The following is a 16,749-nucleotide window of genomic DNA, read 5'->3' as shown; positions in this document are numbered from 1 at the left end:
AGTTGGATTTTTAGCAAAACAAAATAGCTGCTCTGATGGTTGTTATTTAATCAGAGACAGTCCTTATCGTGATCTTGACTTTATCGGATTGTTTATGTAGATTTCGGTTTTATAGAATCATAAAGTTTTACAACTGAAAGAATTACTAAATCAGATTTAAAATATATATTGTTTTATTGTTTTTCTTAATCCTGAAATGATCTTATTCGTCAATAGATTCATTCCCGTTTTTGACGGTGAATTCCTTTTTTGTTAAAAGATAAGTCAGATTAATTTAAAACGGTTGTGTTTTTTTTTGATATGAAGAAATAAATAACTTATGAAACGAGCCATGGGAATTGTTTCACACACCGGGGGATGATTAAGCTAGTCGAGTTCCATATGGCAACTGAAAAACAAAATATAATCATATGAAAAATATTTGGACTGATAAATATTTGTTAAATATTGACGAAATAGATCGTCAGCACATGAAGTTTTTCGAATTGTGTAATGAGAAAGAGAATCCTGATGACGCCGAAACTCATCAACAATTGGTCGCATTTATAGATGAGTTGGAGAATTATTTAAAGTATCATTTCTCGTATGAAGAGGGTTTACTGCTAAAGGCAGATTATAGTGATTACGAAAAACATGTGAAACAGCATACTTTTTTTATTCAAAAAGTCGAAGAAATGAAGCAGGAGCTTAATTATAAAAATACGATGTTATTTGAGAAAATTATTGTTTTTATGAAAAAATGGTTTCTCAGTCACATCATGGAATCCGATCGAAAATTTCAGAGTGTCACTTTAGACTATCTTAAAAATAATCAGGAATGAGTCACTTTAGACAAATATTATCCACAGAGGGCGGTATTTGTTTTTGGCAAGTTTCAAACTGTTACTAAAAATTGTACTGATATGCCCAAGCCTTTTATTATAGCGTTTTATGTATTTATAATTTCGATTATAAGTTTGTCTGATACTTTTGGTCAGAAATTACCATATGCTACCAATAGCACCCATCTTACTGTATGGAATGGGACGGAATATATTCCTATTTTTATTAAAGGGATGAATATGGGGGTAGCTGTACCCGGAACATTTCCCGGCGAACTGGCTGCTACCAGGGAGCAATATTCCAAATGGTTTACGGAGATTAAGGAGGGCGGTTTTAATTGTATTCGTCTTTATACATTGCATTACCCCAGGTTTTATGAAGTTTTGGATTCGTTTAATCTGGCCAACGACCAAAATCCGTTACTCTTTATTCAGGGTGTATGGCTAAATGAAGAGTTACCGGACTATAATTTTGATTTGGCATTCATGGCCGATACATTTAATGTGGAGATAGAAGAAAATGTGGATTGTGTGCATGGCAACCGTTTTATAGAAGTGCGCCAAGGTAAAGCCTTTGGTGCTTATGACAACGATGTTTCAAAATGGTGCTTGGGGTATATTATTGGGCGTGAAATATATCCCAAAGAGATTTTTACTACCAACGACAATAATCCAACTTTAACAAGCTTTTCGGGGAATCATTTTTCCATTAGTAACGCCACGGCATCTGAAGTATGGTGTACTTCGCGGTTAGACCATCTTGTTAGTTACGAATCTCAGACTTATGAGACACAGCGCCCTGTAAGTCTCTCAAGCTGGCCTACACTTGACCCGATTATACACGGTGAAGAAATAAACAGGGATGAAGATACGGCTTCCATTGATTTGTCGAAAATAATGCTCACCGATGCACCGGCAGGTTTTTTTGTGAGCTATCATGCCTATCCCTATTACCCGGATTTTATCAGCGACCAATCTGACTATTTAACTCATTACGATTATTATGGGTCTAATAGTTATGAGGGGTATTTAGAGGATCTTAAATCGCACTACGAAGGTTTTCCTTTAATAATTGCCGAATATGGTGTGCCATCCAGCTGGGGCGTAGCTCATTATGCCAGTTCAGGGATGAATCATGGCGGTTTTGACGAAACGGGGCAGGGTAATACGAACCTGAGGATGTTGGAAACTATAGAAAACAGTAATTGCGGCGGGGGAATTTCTTTTGCATGGATTGATGAATGGTTTAAACGTACCTGGGTGACCGATCCCTTGGACAATAATCCTGAAAGTCGGATTCTTTGGCATAACATTACTGCTGCTGAACAGAATTTTGGTTTGATTTCTTTTGATAAGAAAGCTGATTTAACGCTGTTAAAAGAGTTTGATGCCATAACCTCCTCAATAAAGGCGAAGGCCGATTATAATTTTTTTGAATTTGAAATCACGCTGAATGAACCGCTGGAAATACCGGATGAATTATGGGTTGCTTTAGATACTTATAGCGATGAATTGGGTGAGTCTCAATTACCCGGAGGAGAACCCATTCCATTCCGTTCTGAATTTTTACTGCATATTACCAATTATTCGGCTCTGCTTTATGTCACCGAGGCTTACGATACTTACGGTATATGGCATGGTATTCCCGGTCCCAAACAGTTGTATCATTCAACAACAACCGATGGGGCACCCTGGAAAATCGTGAGATGGAAAAATAACAGCGGCTACTCTGATGTGCAGTATATTGGCAATTTGCAGGTTAATTATGATTTTCAAAATTCATCATCCAAAGATGCTGTAACAATTAGCGATAGTGAAATAAACGTAAAGATACCATGGACGCTTATCAATGTGGTTGCGCCCAACCAGTTAAAGGTTATGCACGATGATCAGAATACTTATGAGCGTGAAGACACCGTGACCGATGGTTTTAATATCGGCATTTATTATAAGGACCAATGGTCTGTTACCGATGAACGTTTTTCCTGGGATGTCTGGCATCGGGTTCCGGATTCAACCGTTGTCGAGACGCTTAAAACATCTTATTACATAATGCAAGCGGGGTTAACACGATTCAACACGCCCGCGATCGCAACGCGCGACAGCTTTACTTTCAGCAATGAGGTTTATCCTGTTAGCGTGACTGCTGGTAACGGGTTGTTGAAAAATGATTTTGACCTGGACGGCCAAACTTTGGTGGCATTGGTCACCGAGCCACCTGTAAACGGACAGATAGAGTTGAATAATGATGGTTCGTTTGTTTATTTACCAAACAATAATTTTAGTGGTACCGATTCTTTAATGTATTGTATTTATGATGGCTATAGTTTGTCTAAATCCAATACCGTTGTTTTTACGGTAAAAGGAACAAACACGGGTATCGGTGATTTGCCAGAGGTTCACGACGATTTAATAGTTGTTTATCCCAATCCGGCCACTTCTATTGTTACAGTCAAAACCAAAATTTTGTTTGGAGAGCTAAAGCTTTTTAATTCTTCGGGTCAGTTAGTTAAGCACGTAACATCGGTTCAGCCCAGTTTTCAACTTGATCTTTCTGACTTAGCCAGTGGTGCGTATTTTGTGGTGGGTAAAACCAATAATAAATATTATTCTGCAAAAATAATTAAGTTGTAATTTGCATAATGTATTTGATGATAAGGCTTTGAGACTTCAAAATAAAGTCTTTATGTGAATGACGAGAGTCGTTAGTTTATTATTTTTGGGTGAGTAGTATCAGCAAAAAAACATTAGTGTTTGATAAGACCTGTTCAAATTTAACGCTTACGAAGACCGAAAAATCAGCGTTTATATGGTAAATATCCATTTTGAGGACAAGTATAACGCAGAAGTCGGCCTTTTCTCGTAATTACGAAGCCGGTTTTAGCAATTATTCCTATTTAAAACTCGGTTGAGTTTTTTTAGTATCTCCAAATTGAGTTATTTTCCACCCAAAAAATGGGTATACTGAGGCGTGCCAGTGTGGGGGAAAATAGATATAATACTATTTGTTTTATCTTTTTTTTTTTTGAAACTTTGCAGTGTTTTAATTTAATTATCAGGTGTTTAGATCTAGATATATCAATATATGCATGTGGTGAATTTTGTATTGGTTTTGAAATTGAAACCCATAAATTTTGGAAAACCTGATTTCGATTTTCAACTTCTGCAATCATCTTTTTCTAGCTTTTGGAAGTGTAGCTATTTTTAACGAGGACTATTAAAAAAGTTTAATAATTGGTGTTTGTCCTAGAACTCTGGTGGCAGCTAAGAAAATTTCATTCTTGAGACTTGCGAATATTGAAAATGTGAGTTTGCTATTGTAAATCACTGTTTTAAAAGTGATCGTAACGATAAAAATAAGATTTTTCCGCTGACATTATATTTAATGAAATGCATTGTTTTGTTAAGTATAAAATAAGTTCAATAAAAGGCAAATATTACAATAACCTTTTGACAGTAAATTTATTGTCGAACAGATGAAATGCCTCAGTTTTGCGAATCAGTTGCAACTATGAGTCAATTGCGTGTATGTTCTCATCTGACCATCCTTACCATCAGGATGAAAATTCGATGAGTGAAACAGACAATATTTGATAATTGTATTCAAGTAGTGTTTTAAATCGTTGTTATTTTTATTAAAATTATTGAATGGAATATTTACAAGTTTAAAGGTGGTTGTGTTGAATATGTCTCTTGTAAATTAAAGATATATGACGAATTTATTGATCTGATTTTTGTTGTCGGTCAGTGTGTAGACATATGCAGCTATGGGTTAGCTTCATGACTTAACAAAAAATCAGGCAGCACAATTATTTGTTTTATTATGTTGTTGAAAGAAACGTGCATTGTTTTTGTGCCACTCATTATATTGTAAGATCAATCCTTTTAAAGTTTAAAATAAGATGTATAATTCTTTAACCTTGGCAAAAGTTTAGTATGAAAAGACTAGTGATCAGTATCGTTTTTATTTTGTTGGTTTTACGGGTCGCTGGACAAATTAATACCGATTCCATCTTCAATTCAGCTATTACAAATGCGCGACAAGGGGATTATGACGCAGCACTTGATGAGGCGACTTCGGTATTAAAGTTATTTCCCGATCGTGCTGATATAATGGTTTTTATTGCTAATGTATATGCCTGGAAAGGGGATTATGTTTCAGCACTCAAACAGGTTGAGCAAACATATCTTTTAACGGATAGTATTTCCGGCTTGTACAACACCTGGTTAAATGTTTTACTTTGGTCAAAAGATTATGAAAATGTTATCGAAGTAGCTGATCTTGCCAAACAAAATAGTTATAAAGACGACTATAATCTAGTGTTGAAAAAATCGTTGGCATATAACGCATTGGGTCGGTATAGTGATGGTATTGAGTTGATTGACAGTTACGCTAACTATCTCGATTCGAGTTTAATAAAGAACTTATACCATGAGATGCAAATGAAGAATAAAAAGAAGGCTGTCAGTCTTTATTATTCCATTAGCTTTTATGACAAAAATGGTATACAGCCGCAGCATTTAGCCTATGTCGATTATTCGTTTAAAGTTAACCGGAAAACATTTATCCCAAGGCTGAATTATGCCCATCGGTTTGATAAGTCAGATCTTCAGATTGAATCAGATTATTACCAAATACTCAGCAATGGACAGTATGTATATGCGAATTTTGGGGTAAGCCTGCTCAATGAGTTATTCCCGAAATACAGGGCTGGTTTGGAGTATTATTTCCCTGTTGCAAAATCAATGGAAGCCAGTTTTGGAGGGCGTTATCTCAATTCTGATAATTACGATGTATTTATATTAACCGGACACCTTAGTAAATATTTTCACCGTCTTTGGCTATCGGCGCGTCCCTATTATGTCGTTCAGAAAGCAAAAAACACTTTTACCTACGTTTTAAATACAAGATATTATGCTCCAAATCAATTTAATTATTGGGGGTTAGAACTCCTGTATGGAAATTCACCAGATGAAAGATTTTCTCTATTGCAATCGGCAGACGTCTATTTACTGAAAAATTATCGGGTGAAAATTGAAAAAAATTGGGCCGTGTTGAAGTTTGAAGAAATAAAGTTAACCGCTGCATATACTTATGAGGAATTTCAGGCCAGTAACTTTAGGAATAGGTTTACAGTCGAAATTCTTTTGAAACACAAGTTTTAATAATGATGCGTACTATTTTAAAATGTTTTAAAGTTTTAGCACTTTTTGTTTTGTTGACTAGTGCAATAGCTTTTGTTGCTTATTTCATGTATGCATTTTATCGTTATGAGACGAATTTGTTTGGAATAAGGTTCGTTAATCCGATTTATTCTTTTGTTTCAGGGATACCTGTTTGGCTATATTTGGTTTTATTTTTCTCTTTTTTTTCGTTGGTTAATGCATCTATATTTACCAGTTTAAGTTTGTTTTATGACCATCAGCGTAGTCGTAGTGCCAAACAGAAAGCTAAATATTTAAGTTATTTCACCTATCTGTTGTCAAATTATTTTGTGGCCGATATATACAAAGATGAAGTAAATAGGGCTAATTTTTTTAAAAGGATTAAGCCTTTTGTTAAGTATGAGATCCAATTAAAAGCTTTTTTAGAGTCCTATCTTCGATTGCAGGAACTTATGGCAGATAATCTTAGTCCCGAGTTTAAGCAGCTAATCGACGCTTTAAATATTCAGAATAAAATTGAATCCTTTTTGTATCACAAGGATTTTGACAATAAAATTTTATCCATGAAAGTGTTGTCGTACCTCCGTATTACAACGAGTATTGATCAGATACTTTTATTGGCTGAGAATAAAAATTTTGTTATACGAACGGAAGCTTATGCTGCTTTAATACGGTTGATGGAGAATGACGATTTTTTGGTTGGTTTTATAGGTGAGAAGCATAGTCTTTCGTTTATTGACATTAATATGGTGGTTAATGCTGTCTTGAAAAATCGAAAAATGAATATCGACTATCGTGCCTTGTTAGCGTCAGATAGTCCGAGAAAAGTAATGATAGGCCTGTTACTTGCTAAATATAGATACGAAAAGAGCAGTAAAAATACAATACTTATCATTAATCATATAGGGAATCAGGATGTCGTCCTTAATAAACTGGCCTGGGATGCTTTGCTTTCAACCGTGCCTCAGGATGAAACGATGCAAATTATTATAGAACTATTTGATCAGCAACCCGATGAAGTGAAGTTGCTTATCCTTGAACATGCTCATAATATCTTGGATCAGCGGTTTTATTCTTTTCTTGTTGAAATAGTTGAATATCAATCTGTTTTAGTTATGATTGAAGCTATGAAAATAATTTTTGAAAATGATTTTAATTTACTTTCAACGTTCGAAAGCTCACAAAATGTTGAAATTAAAATGGCCTATAATGAAACGGCATGTATGTATATTAACCAGTAATCTTACTCAATGGATAACATCTACTACTTATTAAACTCATTTTTTTTGGGTTACGGCTCTCTTCTTTTTGTTAGCTACATTTTTATTGCCGTTTTGTCATCTTTAGATTTGTCTTTTTATGTTAAGAAATCTAAGTACTTTCGTTTCAATACGGTACGTGAATACAAATTGTTGCCATCTATTTCAATTATTGCGCCTGCCTATAATGAAGAAGCCTCTATTATTGAAAATATCAGGAGTTTGCTGTCTCTTGAGTATCCAAAAGTTGAAGTAATTATTGTTAACGATGGAAGCAAAGACAATAGTTTACAGAAAGTGATTGATTACTATGGACTGGTCAAAGTTGAGTATGCTTTAAATGGTAAAATACCAACAGCTCAGGTGCGCGGTATTTATAAATCCACTATGGTGGCCTATAATAATCTAATCTATGTTGATAAAGAAAATGGCGGCAAAGCGGATGCTTTAAATGCAGGTATCAATATTTCTCGTTCTGATCTCTTCCTGGCTGTTGACGTCGATTGCATTATTGAGCACGATGCTATTTTGCGTATGGTTAAACCTTTTATAGAGGAAGAGGGCGATCGAAAAGTGATCGCTGCCGGGGGGGTGGTTCGGGTTGCTAACTCATGTAAAATTAAAGACGGTAGAATTACTGAAATAAATTATCCTAAAAACTTATGGGCTAAATTTCAGGTGCTTGAATATATCAGAGCTTTCACATTGGGACGAATGGCCTGGAGTAGAATAAATGGACTGCTAATTATTTCTGGCGCTTTTGGGTTGTTCGACTGCCAGCTGGTAAGAGATGTTAATGGTTATGATACCAGTTCTATTGGGGAGGACTTTGAACTTGTGGTGCGGTTAAGAAAGTATATGCACACTGTTGCAAAACAAAAATATAAGGTCGCCTTTATTCCCGAACCGCTATGCTGGACTGAAGTGCCGTCAAAACTAAAAACACTTAGAAATCAGCGTAATCGATGGACAAGAGGTTCTATTGATACAGTGTTGAAACATAAAGACATGTTTTTTAACCCCAAATACGGTAAGATGGGCCTGATTAGTTTCCCATATTGGGTTCTTTTTGAATGGCTAGCACCTATTATAGAGACTGTTGGATTGATCTATTTTTTGTTTATGTTAATTTTTGAAAGTATTAATATGCAGATATTTTTGATTCTTTCAATTTTCGTCGTTTCTTTTTCCATCTTTTTTTCTTCCTTTTCTATCTATTATGAGACTTATGTTTTTAGTAGGTATAAGGGGGCCAGGTTCATTAGCAGAGTAATTTTGATTGCTTTGTTCGAGACCGTTATCTACCATCCATTAAATGTCTATTTTTCAATTTTGGGTAATTTTGTTTACTTTGTCAAAGGAGATAAAAAAGGTTGGGGGAGAATGACAAGAACGGCTTTTGATAAAGTGAAAAAGTAAATAATTTATGGTGCTAACGCCAGGGAAAAAAATGAACGATTGAGAGCCTGATTACAACCCCAGTTTTGTTAAAGTTATGGCTTCAATTCACAATCATATCTTCAGTGGAAAGTACTTATTTGAGATATAGGTTGACGTAGTAGGAGATTTTAAAATGCGGTTGTCTGTATACAACGCTTGCTCGAAAACTTTGGTGGTAAAAAAGAAGTTTTTTTGTTTACTTCATTATAGTGCTCGTTTATAAAGTCAGAAATTTGGGCTAGGAAGGTCAAATTAAAGGCTTGCTCAAAAGTTGTACTTATAGCCAGATTCTATTGAATATTCATTGTTTCGTGAAATACATCCAATTCGTATTGTGTCGCAGTAATAAATATTTTCCGCATGTTTTCACGCCCCTCATCCGAAGTTTTTTGAGCTTCCTCATCTACTATTTCAATGAATTTTTTGTTGTATCCGGTAATTTCTGGCCCGCTATACATTTCAATGAATTTTTGATATGGATTGTCAGGTATGGTATTGAGTCGTATTATTTTTCCATATTCGGTATGTATCCAAAAGGAGGGAAGCAACGCTGCCAGAGCCACATTGAACGAAGAATGGTTGGCATGTGAAAGCTGAAATTCGCTATATTTTTTAAATATGGGACTTTGACTTGGCGTTTCCTGTACCGCAAAATGAGCTAAATACTTTATCCGCATTATAGTCTCCATTTTAATACCATCATCACCCAGTTTTTTGAAAAATAGTTGCTGATGTTTTTGAGATGTTCTTTCGGCAACTGCCATAAGGGCTTCATTATTTTTTTTCAGATGAAGAAGAGCTTGAGCCAGATAGTGCGCAAAGTTGTTATCGGGTAACGTTCCATGTATCAATTCTTTGATGAAATCGCAGTGGATAATTTCGTCATAGATGGGTATAATATTATTCCACAGTAGTTTACTAAATGGAGGCTCTTTTTTCATATGTTTCTAATTTGTTTTTCAGTTGCCATATGGAACTCGCCGGAATTAATCATCCCTCTGTGTGAGGGTTTCCTCTCATGGCTCGTTTCATATTGTTGATATTAAGAAGCTGTTTGAAGAGTAAATTTAATATTTTTCAGGTTGCTGACTGAATCATTTTGTTAATTAAAATCACTTTAGCTTTTTTTTGTTCGCCCAAGAAAGCCTTTTGAAGCAGAATATGACACGGGATTTCTATTACTTCCAGTATTTATAAAAATGATGAACCGGTCCGTGGCCTTTGCCAATGTGATAATCTTTACCTGTTTCAATGGCTTGATTAATATAGCTTTTTGCTTCTGTTACAGCTCTGTTGAGAGGCATTTGTTGTGCCAGAAATGAGGCTATTGCCGATGAAAGGGTGCAGCCTGTACCATGAGTGTTATGGGTATTAATACGCTGCGAAGGCAGCTCAATAATTTCGTCGGTTTCTGCATTATAGAAAATATCGATCAGTGTTTCATCGTTTAAATGTCCGGCTTTCAGTAATACCGAAACCGTTTTATTGCACGATATTTTTTTTACCACTTTGGGCAGGTCGGATTGGTTTCTAATGCTTTCCCCTGACAAAATTTCGGCTTCTGGAATGTTAGGGGTGATAACTCTTGCCATTGGCATTAATTTGTTCTTGAGTGTGACTATGGCTTCGTTCATAAGTAATGTGTCGCCTGAGGTGGCAAGCATGACCGGATCAAGTACAATATTGCGGATGTTGTATGGCATAATGGCTTCAATGACCGCCATGATTTGATTCGCAGAGTGCAGCATGCCTATTTTAATGGCGTCGGTGCCAATGTCATCGAGAACAGATTTTATTTGCCCTTTTACAAAATCAACCGGGATAGGGTGAAGTCCGAATACGCCGACAGTATTTTCGTTGACCACTGCTGTTATGGCCGAAGTGCCATAGCATCCGCAGGCCGATATGGTTTTCAGGTCAGCCTGAATACCCGCTCCTCCGCTGGGGTCGCTGCCGGCAATGGTTAAAACACGTTTGTAATTCATTTCATTATGATTATTTGTTAAGTCTGAAACGTTTTGTTTTTTTAGGTTAACCTGAATGACAAAATTAAATCATTGAAATTTTTATGATACCGCGCGTGGGATTTGTTTTTTTCATAAAGGAGAATCATTCCTTTAAAACTCGATTCCTTTACGTGCTTCAATGCCTTTCGTGTAGTAGTGTTTAATCTCTTTCATTTCGGTTACTAAGTCTGCAACTTTGAGGAGCTCATCGGGAGCATAACGACCGGTAATGATAATTTCGGTGGTTTCAGGTTTTGTTTTTAATACGGTAATGAGCTCCTGAACAGTGAAGAGTTTATAATATAGCGCGATGTTGGCTTCGTCGAGAACCACCACGTCATATTTACCGGATTGAATAATCGTCGATATCTCTTTTAGTCCGTTTTGGGCGGCATTAATATCATCCTGAGTCGGTTCATTGTAGATGAAACATCCTAAGCCATATTGCTTAAGAGTGATATCGGGTAAAAATTTAGTTATCGCCTCTATTTCTGAATAAAGTTTCCCTTTTACAAATTGAGCAAAGTAGACTTTTTTACCGGCGCCAATGGCTCTGAGCGATAATCCGAAGGCGGCTGTACTTTTACCTTTCCCATTACCTGTATATATTTGAATATATCCTTTCATTAAATTTCTGTTTTTTAGTTTTTGTCAAAGTTTTAATTATTAATCTTTTATGGTCGCATAGACAATGTATACCGCATAAATTGCAAATAAAATCATAGCTTCCCAGCGATCGAGCTGTCTTTTTTTGCCGGTAAACATAGCCAAAAGTAATAAAGAAGTGCCGCCTGTTAACAGCCATAAATCGGTGTTAAAGGTTTGCAATGAGCTTATTGGTGTTATCATGCCGCCGGTTCCTATAATCAGAAAGATGTTGAAAATGTTTGAGCCGATGACGTTTCCAATGGCAATATCACTGTTTTTTTTACGGATGGCTACCAATGAGGTAACCAATTCGGGCAGAGAAGTGCCTGCTGCCACAATGGTGAGCCCGATGATTTTTTCGCTGAGGTTGAAAGTGCGCGCCAGTTTCACGGCCGATGTCACGACCATGTCGCCACCGGCAACAAGGGCAACAAGTCCTGCCGCTATTAATAGAATGGTCTTTGATAGTTGAGTGTTTTTTTGTGCTTGTGTATTAATTGTGCTCGCTTGTTTTATGTTTTTGCTAATGTAAATCAAGAAGGCTGCAAAACAGATGAGTAGGATTGATGCATCTGTACGACTTATCATGAAGTCGGTGGTGCCGATGAAAAAATTATTGCCAAGAAGCAGTAATAGTATTGCGGCGAGGAGCGAGGCTGGGATCTCTTTGCGTATGGTGCTTTCCTGAACGCTAAGCGGGGATAGTATTCCCACTAATCCCAGGATGATGAAAAGATTAAAATTGTTGCTTCCAATAACGTTGCCCAGTGCAATTTCCGGATGCGAATCGATAGCTGCCAGTGTGCTGACGACCAATTCGGGTGCCGAGGTGCCAAAGGCGACGATTGTAAGCCCAATAACCAATTCAGATAATCCATAGCGACGTGCCAGTGTTGACGAGCCACTAACCAGCCAATCGCCTCCTTTAAGTAGTAAGCCCAGACCTATGACTAAAATTGTTATTGTTAAAAGCATTGTCTCGTATTATTTGATGTGTAGCTGTTGAAAATGATTTTCATTGGCGGGGGGTAAATGGCGTTGATTCATATTTAGTTCTTTTCTTCTGTTTGTGCTTTGTTTATCTTGTCAAAATTATCTTCATTATTGATATTTTTATCAACTTAGTAAAAAATAATTCTTATGAAGTTTAAAGTTCACCCTTCAGTCGTTAAAGTTAAAGGTTTTTTAAATCCATCACTTCAGAGACTCGCCAGCCGAAAGGCGCCTGGACAAGCACCCGGAACTCTTCAACATACTGGGATACGTCGAATGGCGAAGGTGTTGATGACTGTACATGATTATAGTGAGACGCAATATGATGCGATTCCCATCACCGAAATAGAAACCTCGGCGCCTTATTTAACCGATAGCACCAAAACATGGATTCAGGTTCAGGGGCTACACGATATTGAGCAGTTGAAAAAAGTTTGGGATTATTTTGAGTTGCATCCATTAATTCAGGAAGATATTGTTAGTATTAGTCAGCGACCCAAGGTGGAATTTTATGGTGATGTTGTCTTTATTGTTCTGCGGATGATTGCGGCAGGCAAAAGAGAACTGGATGAGGGTTTTAGAACGGAGCAGGTCAGCCTGGTGGTTGGGAGTAATTATGTGTTGTCCTTTCAGGAGAGTGATGACCCTGTCTTTGATCCGGTGATAAAACGCCTGGCGCTTGATAACACACGTTTGCGGAAGCTAGGCGTTGATTACTTGGCTTATGCGTTGGTTGATAATGTGGTGGATCATTATTTTACAGCTCTTGATGCCCTAGGCGAAACCATTGAGTCGGTTGAAGAAGTCGTAATTGACACTCCAAGGCAGGAGAATCTTCAAACGATTCATGGGCTGCGTCGGGATCTAATCTATTTTCGTAAATCGGTTTGGTCACTTCGTGACGGTATTAATAGCTTGCTTCGCGATGAAATGCCCTTGTTTAGCGGCGAAGTGAAAATTTTTATGCGCGATGTGTATGACCATATAGTGCAGGTTATTGATAGCATCGAAAATCAACGTGAAATGGTGTTTAGTCTTTATGATATGTATATGTCGTCGCTAAGCAACAGAATGAATGAAGTTATGAAGGTGTTGACGATTATTGCTACGATATTTATTCCACTAACTTTTATTGCCGGGATTTATGGGATGAATTTTAATCCCGAAGCCGGGAAGTGGAACATGCCGGAATTGAACTGGGCCTGGGGCTACCCGGCTTCTCTTGGCATTATGGTGATTGTTGCTTTTGTTATGGTGTTCTTTTTTAAAAGGAAAGGCTGGTTCTGATTTTTTGTGAAGTTCCAATTTTATCTTCTCTATTCTTTTAATTTTTATCGCTAAGAATTTTTTTCTTGTCCTATTTTTTTAATAAGAGTTTTCTTAGAAGTTATCGTGGAGACTATTTGATTCCGTACTGGGGAAATTAGAGATTAATGGGGCGGGCTTTATTTTTTCTGCCAAAGCATTGTTTTTTAGCGGGAGTAGTTAACATAAAAAAAGAAAGGGCTGTCATCGTTCTGACATACCCTTTCTCTAACCTTAACCCTAACCCAATGCAAATATCGATAAAGAAATAAAAGTGTGCAATTCTTTTTTGTTAAAAAATATTAAAATTTAAAACTATTGCGTTTGAAATTGATTGTTGATGGACTCGTTGTTTTTTCTTTCTAACTGTATTTGTGATGGTTATTATTGTTTACAGATATTTTTTACTTTAAATGGATTTTTTCTTCGACCGTTTGATATTGAGCGCTTTAATTCTTTTTTTTATCTGGAACGATTCTAAATTTGTATATATGGGAGGTGTTTTACATCTTTTATCTCTTTCTGTTTAGATAGAATGCAAACATTCAATTAGTTTTGTTTTATGCCACGAATGTAATAGCATAAGCGAATAAAAACTATATTGTTTTTATTCGCTTATGCGAGGGAAAAAGAATTATTTTGGAGTGCTAACTATAACTTAAAATTATTATTTATGTACATTGAATGGACGCAGGATTTGTCGGTAGGGAATGACCAAATTGATAAAGAGCACCAGCGGTGGATTGAAATTTTGAATGATTTCTACGTTGGTCTCAAAGAAGGAAAATCATCTGAGAAATTACAGGAGTTGATTTTGGCTATGCTTGATTATACCAAGTATCATTTTGCCAACGAAGAGAGTTATATGAAACAGATTCATTATCCTAAACTGGCTCAGCATCAGAAGCTACATCGTGAGTACGTTGAAAAAATTGAATCATTTCATGAAAAGATAAAAGCGGGGCGTTTGCTGTTAACTATTGAGGTGACTAATTTTTTAAAGACCTGGTTAATAAATCATATAAAAGGGGTTGATCACGGATATATGCGTTTTAATCTTAATCAGGACTGACGCGGTTCGCAAATTGAAAATTATATGATACAATGGAGTGTAAACTACAGTGTTAAGAACGAACAGTTGGATCAGGAACATCAGACTTTGTTTGCGGCGCTTGATAAGTTTTATGAAGGACTGAAGTCCGGCGAGGGGAAGCAAAGTCTTGTGCAATTGATGCATGAATTGATTGATTACGCAAAGGGGCATTTCTCGAATGAGGAGGCTTTTATGAAAAGAATAGAATTTCCTGGTTTGGCGAGTCACAGCATCGAGCATCAATCTTTTGTTAAACAGGTGAATGATTTTCTGATGCGATATGAGGCAGGCGAAATTCCGGCTTCGTATGAAATAACTCATTTTATTATGGATTGGATTACGCGCCATATAAAACGTGAAGATATGCAATATGCCAAATGGTATTTGCAAAGAGCTGGCCGGATGTAATTTATTTGTACAAAAAAAAGCCTTTCTGTTTTTACAGAAAGGCTTTTTATAGCCGGGGCATTCTATTGTTTATTTTAATGATGCCCGTTTTAATTATTTCGCATTTTTAAAGGCCGAAATACCTGCAAATTTTGATGTGCTGCCTAATTGATGCTCAATACGCATTAATTGATTAAATTTTTCGATGCGTTCACCACGACACCCACTGCCGGTTTTTAAGTGTCCTGCATTAACTGCAACAGCAAGGTCGGCAATGAAACTGTCGATGGTTTCGCCACTTCTGTGTGAGACAAAACAGTTGTATGAATTTTTATAGGCTAACTCGATGGTTTCGAGCGTTTCGGTTACTGTTCCTATCTGATTTAGTTTTATCAGAATTGAATTGGCGACCCCTTTTTGTATCCCTTTACCGAGGATGGCTTTATTGGTGCAGAAGAGATCGTCGCCTACGACTTCAATTTTTTTACCAATGACATCGGTGAGGTTTTTCCAACCTTCCCAATCATTTTCAGCCATTCCGTCTTCGAGCAATACGATGGGATATTGATTGATCCAGTTTTCCCAAAGTCTGACCATTTCATCGCTTGTTAGCAAAGCTCCAGTGCTTTTAAAAAGTTTGTACTTCCCGTTATCCCACAGCTCACTGGTAGCAGGGTCGAGACAGATACTGACGTCGCTGCCGGGCTTATAACCCGCCTTTGTGATGGCTTCCAGGATTACTTCTATGGCTTCGTCGTTTGATTTGAGATTGGGCGCAAATCCACCTTCATCGCCTACTCCGGTGCTATAGTTTTTCTTTTTAAGCACCTCTTTTAATGTGTGAAAAACTTCGATACCCATTCGTATCGATTTTTTAAAGGAGGCGGCACCATGTGGTGCAATCATAAATTCCTGAAAATCGACGTTATTATCGGCATGCCTGCCGCCATTGATGATATTCATACACGGAACGGGCAAAACATAGGCATTGCTGCCTCCCAGGTGTTGGTACAATGGAGTGCCTGAACTCTGTGCTTCGGCTCTGGCATAGGCCATTGAAATGCCTAAAATCGCATTTACTCCTAATTTAGATTTGTTGGCCGTGCCATCCATTTCAATGAGGTGATAATCGAGATGGCGCTGACTGGTTATTTCTATGTCATGGATGGCAGGTGCTATTATCTTATTCACGTTGTCAACCGCTTTTTGAACCCCTTTCCCCTGGTATCGATTCTTATCGCCGTCACGCAGTTCGGTGGCTTCACGTTCGCCCGTTGAGGCTCCGCTTGGAACCATGGCTCGTGATGTTGTGCCATCTTCTAACATAAGATTTACTTCTACAGTGGGATTTCCGCGTGAGTCTAAAATTTCTAAGGCTTCAATGTTTTTAATTTTCATATTGGTGTCCTCCACATTTTATGATGAAAGTTGTTTTAATTACGATAACTCTGTTTTAATTGGCTGCAAACAATTCTGCCTTTTTTATGGTCCAGAGGCATCGTTGCTACAGATATCTGTTATGGTATAAATATTTGAATGGGTAATGTCATTATATAGTATGTGTCCAAAAACTTTCGTTGCCGATAAGAATGTTCTAATTTTGAGGCTTCTGAAGTTTGAAAAATGTGAGT

Annotated in this window: 12 protein-coding genes and 1 pseudogene; 8 read left to right on the top strand and 5 right to left on the bottom strand. The window is 37.0% G+C overall.

The genetic code is table 11. The features are described 5' to 3' along the window. The first annotated feature begins 410 nt into the window (after positions 1 to 410). The 5 genes from ACT3CD_RS08065 (at position 411) to ACT3CD_RS08045 (ending at position 8,665) form a co-directional block, all read left to right on the top strand. Positions 411 to 821, top strand: a complete 411-nt coding sequence (locus ACT3CD_RS08065) for a bacteriohemerythrin (protein ID WP_444644622.1) — start codon at positions 411 to 413, stop codon at positions 819 to 821. 81 nt (positions 822 to 902) lie between these two features. After that, positions 903 to 3,455 carry an Ig-like domain-containing protein gene (locus tag ACT3CD_RS08060; RefSeq protein ID WP_444644620.1) on the top strand — a complete coding sequence of 851 codons (2,553 nt, stop codon included), beginning with the start codon at positions 903 to 905 and terminating at the stop codon, positions 3,453 to 3,455. A gap of 1,302 nt (positions 3,456 to 4,757) precedes the next feature. Continuing rightward, positions 4,758 to 5,987: a YaiO family outer membrane beta-barrel protein gene (locus tag ACT3CD_RS08055; protein WP_444644618.1), complete on the top strand. Its 1,230-nt coding sequence runs from the start codon at positions 4,758 to 4,760 to the stop codon at positions 5,985 to 5,987. 2 nt (positions 5,988 to 5,989) lie between these two features. Then, complete coding sequence (locus ACT3CD_RS08050; RefSeq protein ID WP_444644617.1) at positions 5,990 to 7,228, top strand: hypothetical protein; 1,239 nt, start codon at positions 5,990 to 5,992, stop codon at positions 7,226 to 7,228. Positions 7,229 to 7,237: 9 nt separating this feature from the next. After that, positions 7,238 to 8,665, top strand: a complete 1,428-nt coding sequence (locus ACT3CD_RS08045) for a glycosyltransferase family 2 protein (RefSeq protein ID WP_444644615.1) — start codon at positions 7,238 to 7,240, stop codon at positions 8,663 to 8,665. Positions 8,666 to 8,976: 311 nt separating this feature from the next. Here ACT3CD_RS08045 and ACT3CD_RS08040 read toward each other — a convergent pair whose 3' ends face one another. The 4 genes and pseudogenes from ACT3CD_RS08040 to ACT3CD_RS08025 form a co-directional block, all read right to left on the bottom strand. Further along, positions 8,977 to 9,627 carry a TenA family protein gene (locus tag ACT3CD_RS08040; RefSeq protein WP_444644614.1) on the bottom strand — a complete coding sequence of 217 codons (651 nt, stop codon included), beginning with the start codon at positions 9,625 to 9,627 and terminating at the stop codon, positions 8,977 to 8,979. A gap of 237 nt (positions 9,628 to 9,864) precedes the next feature. Next, positions 9,865 to 10,671, bottom strand: coding sequence for a bifunctional hydroxymethylpyrimidine kinase/phosphomethylpyrimidine kinase (thiD, locus tag ACT3CD_RS08035; RefSeq protein ID WP_444644612.1), 807 nt, complete (start codon positions 10,669 to 10,671; stop codon positions 9,865 to 9,867). A 132-nt stretch (positions 10,672 to 10,803) separates the two neighbouring features. Next, positions 10,804 to 11,322 (bottom strand): annotated as a pseudogene (gene cobO, locus ACT3CD_RS08030) (cob(I)yrinic acid a,c-diamide adenosyltransferase); the annotation flags it as partial. A 36-nt stretch (positions 11,323 to 11,358) separates the two neighbouring features. Beyond that, positions 11,359 to 12,315, bottom strand: a complete 957-nt coding sequence (locus ACT3CD_RS08025) for a calcium/sodium antiporter (protein WP_444644610.1) — start codon at positions 12,313 to 12,315, stop codon at positions 11,359 to 11,361. A gap of 165 nt (positions 12,316 to 12,480) precedes the next feature. Between ACT3CD_RS08025 and corA the strand changes: the two genes are divergently transcribed. The 3 genes from corA to ACT3CD_RS08010 all read left to right on the top strand — a co-directional run bounded on the left by corA (position 12,481) and on the right by ACT3CD_RS08010 (position 15,139). Further along, entirely contained in the window at positions 12,481 to 13,620 is a 1,140-nt protein-coding gene (corA, locus tag ACT3CD_RS08020) for a magnesium/cobalt transporter CorA (RefSeq protein WP_444644609.1), read from the top strand. Positions 13,621 to 14,311: 691 nt separating this feature from the next. Continuing rightward, on the top strand, positions 14,312 to 14,710 hold the full coding sequence (locus ACT3CD_RS08015; protein WP_444644607.1) for a bacteriohemerythrin: 399 nt from the start codon (positions 14,312 to 14,314) through the stop codon (positions 14,708 to 14,710). 24 nt (positions 14,711 to 14,734) lie between these two features. Then, a complete protein-coding gene (locus ACT3CD_RS08010; protein ID WP_444644605.1) occupies positions 14,735 to 15,139 on the top strand; it encodes a bacteriohemerythrin in 405 nt (134 codons plus the stop codon). Positions 15,140 to 15,232: 93 nt separating this feature from the next. On the opposite strand, the gene eno is transcribed toward ACT3CD_RS08010, so the two are convergent. Continuing rightward, positions 15,233 to 16,516, bottom strand: coding sequence for a phosphopyruvate hydratase (gene eno, locus ACT3CD_RS08005; protein WP_444644603.1), 1,284 nt, complete (start codon positions 16,514 to 16,516; stop codon positions 15,233 to 15,235). Between the last annotated feature and the right edge of the window lie 233 nt (positions 16,517 to 16,749).

This window comes from Geofilum sp. OHC36d9, from assembly GCF_052400685.1.
GTDB lineage: Bacteria > Bacteroidota > Bacteroidia > Bacteroidales > Marinilabiliaceae > CAZHHH01.
The sequence above is the reverse complement of the archived record's forward strand: the minus strand, read 5'-3'. Positions and strand labels throughout refer to the sequence as shown.